This window comes from Dietzia sp. PP-33 (genome assembly GCF_033790845.1).
Classification (GTDB): Bacteria; Actinomycetota; Actinomycetes; order Mycobacteriales; family Mycobacteriaceae; genus Dietzia.
Genome location: NZ_JAMYEI010000007.1, coordinates 263,161 through 276,500, shown reverse-complemented (window position 1 = coordinate 276,500; position 13,340 = coordinate 263,161). Strand labels below are relative to the sequence as shown.

The window sequence follows — 13,340 nt, the reverse complement described above, 5'->3', positions numbered from 1 at the left end:
CGGACGGCTCGAACACCTGCGCGGCTCCGCACTCGGGTTCCGCAACCTGACCAACTACATCGCCCGAAGCCTGCTCGAGACCGGCGGCTTCAGACCCCAACTCCTACACCCCCGATTGGGATGAGCCGGGATGTCGCCAGCGATTCCGGTTCCAAGGAGTTGGAGGACGAGGTCGGTTGCTGCTCTATGCTGCGGCTGTTCGGCCAACTTCGCCGTTTCGAGTCGGTCGATGAGCGCGTCCCGTTGGCTTTGCTGGGTGGCTGCGGCGACTTCCTTGGCGATGAACTCAACGGCGGCAGAGTTCAGCCCGTGCTTGCCGGTACCTTGGAATGCCGACGGCGACCAAGTGGTGCCGTCTTTACCGAGGTTCACCCACATGGATGTTCGGTCTTCGATATCGAGAGCGCGTGCGTACCTACCCAGGGCGTTTGTAGGCACGGTTACTTTCCCTAAGACCTGGTGGACTTCAGCCAAGGGTGGGTTGAGCGCAAGCCATTCTCCGAAAGCGTCCTTCGCGCCCTCTACGCCTTTTACGTCGAGGATGTCTCTGGCCATGAGGTTGCTGCCAGAGCCTCGCGCGGCGGCGGCGATCCGAAGACGGAGGGTTGCCACGCTGTCGGATGAGGTGGTTGTTCGCTCCCTGGCCTGGCGCTCAACCTCAACCGCAATAGGTGCAGCGATCTTGTACGCAAGCCCCAGCAGTTCGTCTAGGTGCTCGTATTCGTCATGGGCTGCTAGTCCGTTCACGAGGTCAGTGGCGAGTGCGGCGTCTAACTCAGCTGCGTTCTCGACAGAGAGGCGCGATCGAAGGACCGCAGCGGTCGTATAGAGGGCAGCGCGGTTTTCCGCGGTGGAAGTAGAAGCTGTAGACCATGCGGTCTCGCCGAGCGTGTTTCCGATGCAGTGCTGAGCATCAGTTGTTTCGTTCTCGGGCACGTGTGGGATGACGGAAGGAATGGCGCCGACAATGGCACGGGTGTCATCAGTCGACGTAGCGAGCGCGTCAACGAGGCGTTCGAAAACGAGGTAGCCGCCTGGCGCGGGTTCGGTTTCGCTCAGTCGTTCCGCCCACCATTCGGCTTCGCGGAGTGGCGAGTATCGGAGTCCGAGCATAGCGTGCTCGTTAAGGGTCGCAGGGTCGGTGATTCTCGTGAGCGCTTCTTCGGCCCGGTCGCTTGCTGATGCCGCCACATCGGAATCGTTGGCGCACTGCCCCAGTTTGAGCACGTTGGATATGAGTCCCGCTGACTGGTCGTCAGTCCGATTCTCCACGGAGCTGAGAAGTGCGTCGAAGCGCTCGACGGCTGTGTCGTCGGGGTCGGCCTGTGGTTCGACCGGTTCCGCAGTCGTGGCGGTTACCGCCGGAGTAGGTGCCACCGCTGGGGTGCCGAGCCTCTTGATCGACGCTTCCACCTCTGAGGCGACGCTCGACCATAGTGAGTGGGCAATAGCGGCTGGTGTCTTGCGGAGGGCCTCGTGTAGGGGGTCTGGGTGCATGTAATAGGCCGAACCGAGAAGCTCGTGAACTAGTTCGGTTTGGTCGTCGTTGGCGTAGGTGAGCACTGAAGCAATCCGTCCGAGGACTCCCGACTCGGCCATCGCGTCGGCGTCTTGCCGGGTTAGGAGCGCTTCTACGAGTGGCTTCGACGCACCGATGACACCGAGGATGAGTGCTCCTGGCGTAGCTTCTGTGGGCCAGTCGCGATTGCCCGCTTCAGCCAGAACGCTCCCTGCAACGAGTGGCGCGACTGCCTGCGCGTCAGCGGCGTCGAGCTGTTCGGTGAGTCGACAGACGGATTCGGTAATGGCGAGACGGCCGGGGCCGCGTTCGGCATCGGCCTGCTGCGCGAGCAATCGGACTGCGGTTGCCACGACGGGGGAGGGTTGGTTAGCGAATTTCCCGACGACGTCGCTTGCGCTGTAGTCGGCAGCGAAGTCGATGACTTCGGCGAGGTCGGGATCATCGATGCTTTCCTGTGCGCCAGCGGACTGAAGGTACAGCAGGTCGGGCCTAGGGTCGTCGATGCCGGAGGCTTCGATCTTCCGTAGATAGGCAAGCAAATTCTCGACGAGGGTCTTGTTCGCCCGTAGTCCAGCGGCCTCGTCGCGTTCACGGTCGACAAGGAGATCTCCGGCAACCGGTGTTTCGGTTGGGTTCTGGGTGGAGGCTCGATCGTCTAATAGGCCCAGGTAGGAGGCAACCATCGTCTTGGCGTTCTGGGACGTGGGCGTGAGTGTGGTGTCGCGGAGACATTTGAGGAGCGACGGGAACCGAACGAGGTCGGAGGCTACAGCCGGGAACTCGGTTTCGAGAACCGTCAGGGTAGCGAGTTCTTCGGCACGTTGCAGCCAGTCGACGCCGCGCGCTTCAGCTATGCGGATGTTGGTGGCGTAGTTGTTGAGCAGAATTTTCACGCGTCGCGGGCTCCGAACGTGTACAGGAACGAGGCCGTAGACGACCCTCATGAACAGCCGGTCGTCCTCCTGGTCGGCACGTAAGTCCGCCCACAGACCGCCTTGATTCGCGACGAGTTCGCGGGCGAATCGGGTGAGCGCTTGGGGTCGCAGGGGCGGCAGCGGAATTTGGTGTTGGAATATCTTGTCGAGAAAGGCTCCAGGTGTGGAGTAGTAGGGGTCCTCGTCTCGAACCGGGTTGGCTTGAGGGACTTCTCGAAGGGCGCGCTCCAGCACCTCACGATCAGCTGCAACGAGAAAGATGCAGCCATCGATGTCAAGGAAGGTCTTGAGGTCAATTAGAGTAGCGACTACATCCTTCGGGCTGCACCGGTCGAGTTCGTCGATAAACACGACAAGCCGTTCACCCGCCTTCGCATCAATCGTCTTGTCGACCAGACGCTGGAACGACTTGGCGAACTCGTCGTCTGTATCCGGCGCAGCCTCCTTGACGTTTACAACCGCAGACTCCAAGATCTTCGGGCCGAACAAGAGGGCCGCGAAGCCGACGGACAGAACGGTGCCGACGGTCGTAACGGCGACTTTCGAGGCGTTGCTGAAGCCGGCATCCCAGTTGACGACCCAATTAATAAGGCTGACCAGAATCAACCAAGCTACCGCCAGCGCGGTAGCCATTCCGGCTCCCAGCCAGAGCGACCGTTGGTTCTCCTTGACCCATGCCCACAAGTCGAGTCGCGCTTCTTCCTGACCGTGGGCGAGGCTTCTATCGAAGTCGTCGCCGCCGAGCCCTAGTTGCTCGGCAACGCTGCCCACGAAGTGTTTCTTAAGGGCACGCCCGCCGTACTTCCAGGCGTCGTAGGTGGCGGTCTCGACAGCTTGGCCGGAGGTAGCAAGTCGTTGATCAAGGAGACCGAAGAAACTGGACTTGCCCGAGCCCCAAGCACCAAACAGAGCGATATTGACAGGGGGCGTCACGTTCAAGGCCAGATCAGCAACGACCGCCGCGATCGCCTCGTGGTCGAACCTGTCCTGTCCGGCCTCGGTGAGCGCGGCATCCAGAATTAGGTCAGCCCCGGCGCTCATCGTTGACGCCTGCGCAGTTGATTGCTTCGGTCGACCTCCGGCCATCCTCGGCTCCTCTCATATGCCGCTGCAGTCGTCCCGCGCGACCGCGACGCTTCAGAGCAGGCCATAACTTAGGTGGAATCTACATGCCTACAACGACAGCTACGGCGCGTGCGGGCCCGCCGCCCCTGTTCTGTGGCAGTGGGGGAAGATCGCTCATGACCCGAAAGTTTCACAGAACTCGCTCCGCTACCCATGACAGCTTGTTATCAGGGCCCTCGAATCCGCACATGGGGTCGTGTGCCACGAGAAACTCCCGAATGATCTTTCGGGTGGTCAGGCGTCCAATCACCAGATCGGTTTTCTCTGTCGAGGCCACCAGTCCCCAGGAACCCATCTTCTTCACGTGCGATTCGGCTATCCAGTTCACGCGACCGGGGATTTCCAAGGTCCCGCCGACTACCAGACGCGTTTGACCGTCGGAGGAGTAAAGTGCGACGACCAAGGAGCCGTCCCATTCATCAGTTTCACTGCGCTCGTGCAGATCTTTGTCCATGATGGCATCGGAGCGCAGGCCCCCATGGGGACTGGATTCTCCTCGCGGCTCGTAGGATATTGTGACGGTGTCGTCGAATTCAACGTCCTTGAGTGCTCTGCGGATTTCCGATCGTAGTACGTCTAGAAATTCGCGTTGGTCAAGCTCCATGCGCTCGAGAATCCGCTTGAGTGGCCTTAATCCCGAGATCGATTGGCGCTCTGGCGGAGGGTGCGGCCCCGGGTACATTGCCAGCCAAGTCTGAAGTTCATCTCGGACCTCGGCGGCGGTTGGACGATCTTCTGGGTCCAGGCTAGTCGCTAGTTCCATCAGCACGTCGAGCGTGGCTGCGTCCGGACCCCCGAAACGCGCCATCGAAAGGGTGCGATCCGAAGCTGAAATGGTCCCGGGCGGCGGGAGCATGACAGTCGACTTTCCGCCGGACGCGCGTCGTTTTCCTGAGAGGGCCCAGAAGGTCATCGTCAACGAATATATGTCCGCGCGATGCCAGTCGATTCCATCGTGATAGTATCTCGCTTCCGGGGCCAAGTAATTCCTTGGGCCCAGATTCTCACCCTCGTGTGACACTGTCGTTGTGGATGCGCCATCGAACCATGCCGAGATCCCGAAATCGGCCAAGACCGGTCCATTGTCGTACCAGAACAGATTGTCCGGTTTGATACCTCGATGGGCGACAGTGCGAAACCCTGTTGCCGCGCTCGCCGGGCGCGACAGAGCATCGAGCGTGTTCGCAAGAGTGGCGATAGCAAGGACCACGTCGTCAAAGCTGGTTTCTGCGAGTCTGTCCGCCAAAGGGGTGGCGGTCGGCATGACGTACCAGAGCTCGTCTGCGCTCTCCTTCCAGTCCAGGATTGGAAGGACCCCAATAGTGCCTCGCGAGGTCAGTTCACGCATGCCGGAGAGTTCGGCCTCGAATCGCTTGAAAGCCTTGCCTAGTGGGCGGTGGGGGCCCTTGATTACCGCTTTTTCGCCCCGGCGGCCCATCGGGCCAACTCGGCTTGCATGCCTAACGTGATTCTTGCCGCCAATCCGGTTGCCAATTTCCCACGTAGACGACCCGCCAGTCACGACGGCGCTCCTCTCAAGGGTGAATGCGCTCTGCCTCTGGCCCGGGGCTTTTCCGCTCATGAAATGACGGTAGCTGTCTGAATGCTGTCCGTCCTCAGCTATCGCCAGATCCCGACTACACGCCCCTTCGCGGACCCTTTGCGACGCAGTCCCACACAGGTAAGCGCGGGGACTTCAGATTGTTCAGGTCCAGGTGCTTCCTAATCAGCGGGGCTGCCCAGGGCAGACTCGGGCACGTAGCGGTCGGCGCAGATCCTCGAGGGTAGAGTCCGGCCGAGTCGAGTCTGTGGAGTCCGTGGTGACGATGACGACGTCTACGACGACGATGTCAATACGGATCGGGTCAGGTTCGTGGTAGTTGTTTCGCGATGCTGTCGATGGCTTTGGTCAGCGCCTTCGATGAGTCGTTGACAGATTTGGCAATGGTCATCGCCGTACCAGGCGTGGTCTTGGCGGTCCTTCGGTACTCGCTGAGATCCACGATGTAGCTCAAGGTGTCGGCTGGGCCTTTTGGGCCGTCGAAGCGGATAGTGATCGTGAAGCGGCCATCGCCGTTAGCGGGGAGTTCTGGGGATGGCAGGAGTTGTTGTGGGATACCGAGGTTCCATTGCATTACGCGGCCCGGTGGTAGCGCTGCGAACCGGCGGCGGCTGAGGAACCTACCCTCATCACCGTCTCTCGCCCACTCCTGGGGAAACGGTGGGTCTATGGAGACCGACACGTTGGAAGCCACCGTTGGGCCGTCGTTCTTCACGATCAGCATCATGAATTCGGCGTGTTGGGCGTGAGGACGGATGTCTGACCATACATACGGTTGGGCGGCTTCTTCGTGCATCATCCGCTGGATCGAGGTCTGTTCCTCGGCGGTCTTGACCTGCCGCCACGTGAAGTACAACGCTGCCAGGGCGATGGTTGCGGCGATCGCGGCGACAGTTGCTGAAGCATCCATTCGGACATTGTTGACCATGCTGTCTTCGATGTCCTGCCACGAGGGACTTGGGTGCAGGCAGGACCAGACCTTATCTGGCCCTTCCGGATCCGGAGTGCGTAGCGGGGGTTCGCCGGTGATGCGGTGAGGCACAAGTTGTGAGGGTCCTGGGGCGTGTGAAGATGCAGGTTCTCACGCCTCGCATCGAACACCCCAGGGCCCGTTTTGAACGCTACCGCCAGCCTGCTCGCCGACACCATCTGCCGCACCGTCGAACTCGGGGTGACCATCACCGACGCCGCCGTGGCCGGCGAGTTCACGCACTTGTTCTGCTCCCCGGTGGGCCTGGATCCGGTCTGCGCCGAGTGCTGGACGGTCGGCCGGCGGCGGGATCATGTCGAGCGCAGGGTCACTGATCTGCCGATCGTTGGCCACCCGACCAAGCTGCACGTGCGGGTACCTCGCTTCACCTGCGACAACACCGAATGTACGACCAGGATCTTTCAGGAACGCACGCCGTTGCTCGCTGAGGCTCGGGCCAAGACCACCCGCCGCTGCACCCGCTGGATCCTGCAACGCTTGGCCATCGATCGCACCAGCGTGTCCGCGGTCGCGAAAGCTCTCGGGTTGGGATGGGACCTGGTCAATGACCTGGCGCTATCGAAGATCCGCACCATGGTCTATGGCCAACCCGGCCACCTCGACGGGGTCCGCGTCCTGGGAGGCGATGAGCACTAGTGGAAGCACGTCCGCGGCGATGGAACCTCGTCGTTCGCAGGCCGTGCTGGTCGACCTCACGCCCGTGGTGGCCGGTTCCGGCCCAGCCCGACTGCTGGACATGATCGCCGGGCGCTCAGCGAAAGTGCTCACTGACCGGCTCGACGCTCGGCACCAGGCATTCCGGGACAGGATCAAGGTGGTGACCATGGACGGGTTCGCCGGCTATCACTCCGCCGCCACGAAGGCGGTCCCTGCAGCTCGCACGGTGATGGACCCGTTCCACGTCGTCCACCTGGCCGCCGACAAGCTCACCGTCTGCCGCCAGCGGGTCCAGCAGGCCACGACCGGGCATCGGGGCCGCTCCGGCGATCCCCTGTACGGGATCCGAAGGACGTTGAACACGCGGGCCGAGCTGCTGACCGACAAGCAGAAGGCCCGGTTGTGGAAATCGCTCGTCGCCTATGGTGCGCACGTCGCGGTCGAGGTCACTTACGGCATCTACCAGCGGCTCATCCTCGCCTACGAGGCATCGAGCCGCCGCGAGGGCAAGGTCGCGATGTACAAGCTCCTCAAGTCGATCCGGTCCGGCGTGCCCAAGGAACTGCTCGAGCTCGCGCAGTTCGGCCGCTCGCTATGGAAACGGCGCCGCGAGATCCTGGCGCACTTCGACGTGGGCGCCTCCAACGGGCCAGTCGAGGCCATCAACGGACGCCTCGAACACCTCCGCGGAATCGCCCTCGGCTTCCGCAACCTCGGCCACTACATCCTCAGATCGCTGATCCATCCCGGCCAACTCCAGGCACGAATCAACGCACTCTAGATCCGGAAGGGCCAATAACCCACACCGGGGCGGCCTGGGATGTGGTGAGCGGGGAGGCGTACAACGAGCGACGACCCCTCGGTGCTGGTGGTCGTCGTATAGCGATGAGCGGGAATCGACGACGAGTAGGGTGTGCGGTGACACGGGGTGCCCTGCACGGGCTGAGATCACACCCGAGCGAACCTGATCGAGTTTGTACTCGCGTAGGGATGTCGTTGGTGCATCTATGGCTGCATCCGCTCGTGCGGTGGTCCCCTTCACGTGATCACCGTTAGGAGAACAATGACTTCGCGACAGGATGCGGCGCACGATCGGCACTCCCGGAGGATCCGGTTCAACGCCTTCGCCATCAACGGTGTGGGCCATCAGCTTCCGGGAATCTGGCGACATCCCGATGACCGGTCTCGTGACTATCGCGACCTCGCGCACTGGACTCGTCTCGCCCGACTGTTGGAGGAAGGGCTGTTCGACGGCATCTTCATTGCGGACGCACTAGGCCCTTATGACGTCTACGGCGGTAGTGCCGATGCCGCGTTGCGGACTGCCGCCAAGATTCCGATGAACGACCCGATGATGCTGGTGAGCGCCATGGCGGCGGTCACTGAGAACCTCGGTTTCGGTATTACGGCGAGCACGTCCGCGGAGCACCCGTACACCTTTGCCCGGCGGATGTCGACGCTGGACCACCTCACGCGGGGTCGAGTGGGGTGGAACGTGGTCACCGGGTACTTGAAGAGCGCGGCGCGGAACCTGGGTGAGAGCGACCAACTCTCCCACGACGAGCGCTACGACCGGGCGGACGAGTACCTGGAGGTGCTGTACAAGCTGTGGGAGGGATCCTGGGAGGACGACGCGGTGGTGCTCGATGCGGAGCGGGACATTTTTGTCGACCCGGCAAAGGTCCATCCCATCGGCCACGACGGGACGTACTTCACCGTTCCCGGGGTGCATCTGTCGGAGCCTTCTCCCCAGCGGACCCCGGTCATCTATCAAGCCGGTGCCTCCGAGCGGGGTGTCCGCTTTGCCACCGAGAACGCGGAGGCGATCTTCGTGGCGTCCCCGACTCTTGCCCAGACCAGTGACCAGGTCAGCCGGATCCGCGCGGGATTGGAGGCGGCAGGGCGTGGGCGGGATGCCGCGCGCGTCTACGCGCTCCTCACGATCGTCGTCGACCAGAGCGATGCGGCAGCCGCCGAGAAGTATCGCGACATCTTCTCCTACGCGTCGGAGACGGGCAATCTGGTACTCAACTCGGGCTGGTCGGGAATCGACCTCTCCCGGCAGGACCTCGACGCGCCTCTGGATCCGGTCGCCACGGATGCCATCCAGACCACGGTGTCGAGCCTGTCGGGAGCCGCGGACTCAGACGGGCGGTGGACCTTGCGCGACAGTGCCCGGTTCAACGCCACGGGCGGCCCCGTGGTGGTGGGTTCGGGGGACACCGTGGCGGATGCCCTGGAGCATTTCATGGCTGAAACGGACGTCGACGGCTTCAACCTGGCCTATGCGCTCAATCCCGGTACCTGGGAGGACGTCATCGAGTTCCTTGTTCCAGTGCTGCAGGGTCGCGGACTGTATCCGCGGACCGCGGAATCCGGAACGCTGCGTTCCCGCATGTTCGGCGACGGCGACCTGTTGCCGGATTCACACCGTGGGGCAGCCTTCCGTCGCCGGTGAAGCGACGGCAGGGTAGTCGCGTCATGAACCAGCTGTGCGCGCAGACAGTCTTCACCGGGGCCGATTTTCGGGTTGCGCAGGGGAGCTAGAGCGGTAGAACGTCGACCTCCGCACCGGCCGCCAGTGAGGTCACGTCGGCGGGGATCTCGATCAGCACGTCAGCCCGGGCCATGGAGGCAACCAGGTGTGAGCCGGGGCCGGAGACCGGCTCGACCGTGGGTACCCCGACAGCGGCACCCTCGGAACCCGAGACCAGCGCCCCACGCAGAAATTGCCTCTTCCCGGAGGGTGAGTTCACGGCCCGGGACAGCACGGCCCGGCGCGAATGGATGGGCACACGCCCCACGGCCTCGAGGATCACCGGGCGCAGCAGCACCACGAACGACACCAGCGCGCTGACCGGGTTGCCGGGCAGACAGACCACTGGTGTGTCGCGCCAGGTCGAGAGCCCCTGCGGTCCGCCGGGTTGCATGGCGATCGGCGCGAACCGGGCCCCCTCGCGGTCGGAGAGGACCTGGCGGACCACCTCGGCGTCGCCCATCGACACGGCGCCCACGGTCACCACGAGGTCGGCGTCCCCCGCGGCGATGTCGAGCGCCTCCGTGAAGTCGTCGCGGTGATCGCCGCTGAGCACGGCCGCGGTGACCTCGCATCCGCAGGCCTTGAGCGCGGCGGCGAGCGTGATTGAGTTGGACTCCCAGATCTGGCCCGGCTCCAGCGGCCGACCGGGGACGACGAGCTCCGAACCCGTCGCCACCACGCCCACCCGCGGGCGCGGCCGCACGTCGAGGCCGGACTCCCCGAGAGAGGCGGCTGCCGCCAGATGACGGGCCTCGAGCCGCACCCCGGCGGGGATCACCAGGTCGCCGGCCCGGACGTCGTCACCCGGGCGACGGATGAACTCGCCCGCGGCCCGCGGCGCGTGGACCAGGACGGTCGCCGGACGGCCGTCCGAAGGGTCGGGCTCCTCGACGGAGGTGTCCTCCACGGGGACGACACAATCGGCGCCCTCGGGGACCGGCGCGCCGGTCATCACCTTGCAGGCCTCGTCGTCGTCGACCTCCGGCCCCGGACCGTCACCGGCGTGGGTCGTCCCCACCACCCGGAGCCTCACCGGCGCGTCCGGGCCCGCCCCGGCGAGGTCGGCCGACCGCACCGCGTATCCGTCCATCTGCGAGTTCACGAACAGCGGCAGGTCCACGGATGCGCGCAGTTCCTGGGCCAGCACCGAGTCCGCGCACGCCGAGATCGGCAGCCGGGTGCTCTGCGCCGCCCGCTCCAGTACCGGTGCGAGGTGCGTGCGCAGGAGCTCTCGGTACTCGGAGGGCGACGGGCGGTCTGGGTGGGAGGCCATGGCCCCACGGTAATCGCGTTGTACTGTGCCTACGGTCCGCGCGCGGGCCGTAGGCGGCGAAATTAAGGGGAGACGGTGGCGAGCAAGACATCCGGATCGACGAAGCTGTGGTCGGTACACGGCGACGGCAAGAACATCAGACCCGGTGAAGTGGTCGCCCCCATGGAGCGGCTGAGCTGGCCCCGGACGATCGGCATCGGCGCCCAGCACGTCGTCTCGATGTTCGGCGCGACGTTCGTCTTCCCCATCATCATGGGGCTCAACCCGCAGCTGGCGATCCAGTTCTCCGGCGTGTGCACGCTGCTGTTCCTGGCGATCGTCAAGGGACAGGTCCCCAGCTACCTCGGCACCTCGGTCGCGTTCGTCGGGGCGGTCGCGGCGATCCGCGCGCAGGGTGGCACGAGTGCGGAGGTCACCGGTGCGATGCTGGTGGCGGGTGCGACCCTCGCCGTCGTCGGCGTGATCGTGCACGTGGTGGGCGGCCGCGTGGTCACCGCGATCCTCCCGCCGGTCGTGACCGGTGCCGTGGTGATGCTGCTGGGCTTCAACCTGGCGCCCGTGGTGGCCGAGACCTATTGGCCGCAGGACCAGTGGGTGGCCCTGACGGTGATGATCGCGCTGGTACTCATGACCGTGGGCCTCAAGGGCTTCGCCGGCCGGATCGCGATCTTCCTGGCGCTGATCTTCGGCTACGTCCTGTCCTGGGTCCTCGACCTGGTCACCGGGCCCATCACCTCGTTCAGCGCCACCGCCGGGGAGGTGACCGAGCACCTGCGGGTGGACTGGTCGGGTGTGGGGGCCGCGCCGTGGTTCGGGCTGCCCCCGATGACCGACGAGGCCGCGGGGGTGGTGGGCATCCACGCCCCCGACTTCTCGCTGGCGTTCGTGCTGCTCATCGTCCCCGGGATCATCGCGTTGATCGCCGAGAACGCGGGGCACGTCAAGGCGATCGGCGAGATCACCCGCACGGAGACCGACGGCCTGATGGGCCGCGCCCTGGCCGCCGACGGTGCGGGCACCGTCCTGGCGACGTCGTTCGGCGGTTCGGCGACGACGACGTACGCCGAGAACATCGGCGTGATGGCCGCGACCAAGGTGTACTCGACTGCCGCGTACGTGGTGGCCGCGCTGACCGCGATCGTGCTGGGGTGTTCTCCGAAGCTGGGTGCGGTCATCTCGGCCACCCCGGGCGGGGTGTTGGGCGGGATCACCGTGGTGCTCTACGGCATGATCGGCCTGCTCGGCGCCAAGATCTGGAAGGAGAACCGGGTCGACTTCGGCAACCCGCTCAACCTGGTGCCGGTGGCGGCGGGCGTGGTGATCGCGGTCGGCGACACGACCCTGCTCGTGACCGACGACTTCCAGCTCGGCGGCATCGCGCTGGGCACCCTCGTGGTTGTGCTGGGGTACCACCTGGGCCGCGTGATCGCGCCGCAGTTGCAGGCGCAGGCCGAGCGCGAGGAGGTCCACGAGCTCACGCTGCTCGGGCCGAACCCGGACGTGGAGGTGCCGGAGAGGTAGCCACTCTCGGTCGCGCGGGGGCGGGCAGCGGGTTGTGCCGTGGGCGGGGTGCGGGCCACGCGCCTACACTCGACCCGAACGCCCAGCAGATCGGAGGTGCGCCAGTGACCACTCCCGAGATCCGGACCCCTCGGCCGCGCCCCGACACGCCGCTGCTCGTCGACACCTTCGGTCGCACCGGCCGGGACCTGCGGGTGTCGCTGACGGAGAAATGCTCCCTGCGCTGCACCTACTGCATGCCGGAGGAGGGGCTGACCCCCATTCCGGACGCCGCGCGGATGACCACCGACGAGGTGGTCCGGTTGGTCACGCTGGCGCATCGCGAGCTCGGGGTCCGCGAGGTGCGCTTCACCGGAGGCGAGCCGCTGATGCGGCAGGACCTGGAGCGGATCGTCGCCCGGACCCGCGCGGCGTGCCCGGACCTGCCGATCGCCCTGACCAGCAACGGAGTCGGGCTCGAGCACCGGGTCGGCGCGCTGGTCGAGGCCGGTCTGGACCGGATCAACATCTCGCTGGACACGGTCAATCGCCTCGAGTTCGCCGAACTCACCCGCCGCGACCGACTGCCCTCGGTACTACGCGGGGTGCGGGCCGCGGTCGAGGCGGGACTCGACCCGGTCAAGGTCAACGCCGTCCCCATGCGGGCGACCCTGCCCGGGGCGCCCGACCTGCTGGAATGGGCGCTTGCCGAGGGGGTGCAGCTGCGGTTCATCGAGGAGATGCCGCTCGACGCCGACAACACCTGGTCCCGGGTGGAGATGGTCACGGCGCAGGAGTTGCTCGACGTCCTGACCTCCCGCTTCGCACTGGTCCCCGCCGGCCGCGAGGACCCGTCCGCGCCCGCCGAGCTGTGGGAGGTGGTCGGGCACTCGGCGGCGGGTGCCCCGGCCCACGTCGGGGTGATCGCCACCGTCACGCGCAACTTCTGTGCCGCGTGTGACCGGACCCGGTTGACCGCCGAGGGCACGGTGAGGTCCTGCCTGTTCAGCGACGACGAGACCGACGTCCTGGGCGTCCTGCGCGCCGGGGCGGAGGACGCGGAGGTCGCGGAGGTCTGGCGGGGGGCGATGTGGGGCAAACAGGCCGGACACGGGATCGGCGGGACGGCGTTCCATCGACCCCGTCGGTCGATGGGGGCTATCGGCGGGTGAGATAGAATGATGACCTGTCACCTAATTGGTCGGCCGTGTGTCGGAAGTAGGGGTTAGGGTTGAGA

The 13,340-nt window shown here is 65.1% G+C and carries 6 protein-coding genes, 2 pseudogenes and 1 riboswitch; of the genes and pseudogenes, 4 read left to right on the top strand and 4 right to left on the bottom strand.

All coding sequences use genetic code 11. From position 1 onward, the window contains the following. Positions 1–2,406 precede the first annotated feature (2,406 nt). The 3 genes and pseudogenes from NJE57_RS13860 to NJE57_RS13850 all read right to left on the bottom strand — a co-directional run. Positions 2,407–3,498, bottom strand: a pseudogene (locus NJE57_RS13860) (P-loop NTPase fold protein); the annotation flags it as partial. 214 nt (positions 3,499–3,712) lie between these two features. Next, positions 3,713–5,164: a hypothetical protein gene (locus NJE57_RS13855; RefSeq protein ID WP_319029057.1), complete on the bottom strand. Its 1,452-nt coding sequence runs from the start codon at positions 5,162–5,164 to the stop codon at positions 3,713–3,715. Positions 5,165–5,447: 283 nt separating this feature from the next. Beyond that, the gene (locus NJE57_RS13850) at positions 5,448–6,053 is read right to left on the bottom strand and encodes a hypothetical protein (protein ID WP_319029056.1); all 606 of its coding nucleotides are present in this window, start codon (positions 6,051–6,053) and stop codon (positions 5,448–5,450) included. Between the two features lie 204 nt (positions 6,054–6,257). Between NJE57_RS13850 and NJE57_RS13845 the strand changes: the two are divergent. Together NJE57_RS13845 and NJE57_RS13840 are read left to right on the top strand one after the other, a co-directional pair. Next, a pseudogene (locus NJE57_RS13845) lies at positions 6,258–7,572 on the top strand (ISL3 family transposase). Positions 7,573–7,705: 133 nt separating this feature from the next. After that, positions 7,706–7,799: riboswitch (TPP riboswitch) on the top strand. Between the two features lie 55 nt (positions 7,800–7,854). Beyond that, positions 7,855–9,249 (top strand): LLM class flavin-dependent oxidoreductase, encoded by a 1,395-nt coding sequence (locus NJE57_RS13840; protein ID WP_319029055.1) that lies wholly within the window; start codon positions 7,855–7,857, stop codon positions 9,247–9,249. 85 nt (positions 9,250–9,334) lie between these two features. On the opposite strand, the gene glp is transcribed toward NJE57_RS13840, so the two are convergent. Then, the gene (gene glp / locus NJE57_RS13835) at positions 9,335–10,603 is read right to left on the bottom strand and encodes a gephyrin-like molybdotransferase Glp (protein WP_319029054.1); all 1,269 of its coding nucleotides are present in this window, start codon (positions 10,601–10,603) and stop codon (positions 9,335–9,337) included. A gap of 162 nt (positions 10,604–10,765) precedes the next feature. On the opposite strand from glp, the gene NJE57_RS13830 reads away from it, so the two are divergent. Then, complete coding sequence (locus NJE57_RS13830; RefSeq protein WP_319029073.1) at positions 10,766–12,124, top strand: uracil-xanthine permease family protein; 1,359 nt, start codon at positions 10,766–10,768, stop codon at positions 12,122–12,124. Positions 12,125–12,228: 104 nt separating this feature from the next. After that, positions 12,229–13,275, top strand: a complete 1,047-nt coding sequence (gene moaA, locus NJE57_RS13825; RefSeq protein ID WP_319029053.1) for a GTP 3',8-cyclase MoaA — start codon at positions 12,229–12,231, stop codon at positions 13,273–13,275. Positions 13,276–13,340: the final 65 nt, after the last annotated feature.

What these genes read in the sequence shown, in the direction of transcription:
- NJE57_RS13840 (WP_319029055.1), top strand. Translation starts at nt 7,855, where the DNA reads ATGACTTCGCGACAGGATGCGGCGCACGATCGGCACTCCCGGAGGATC.
- NJE57_RS13855 (WP_319029057.1), bottom strand. Translation starts at nt 5,164, where the DNA reads ATGAGCGGAAAAGCCCCGGGCCAGAGGCAGAGCGCATTCACCCTTGAG.
- NJE57_RS13830 (WP_319029073.1), top strand. Translation starts at nt 10,766, where the DNA reads ATGGAGCGGCTGAGCTGGCCCCGGACGATCGGCATCGGCGCCCAGCAC.
- glp (WP_319029054.1), bottom strand. Translation starts at nt 10,603, where the DNA reads ATGGCCTCCCACCCAGACCGCCCGTCGCCCTCCGAGTACCGAGAGCTC.
- NJE57_RS13850 (WP_319029056.1), bottom strand. Translation starts at nt 6,053, where the DNA reads ATGGATGCTTCAGCAACTGTCGCCGCGATCGCCGCAACCATCGCCCTG.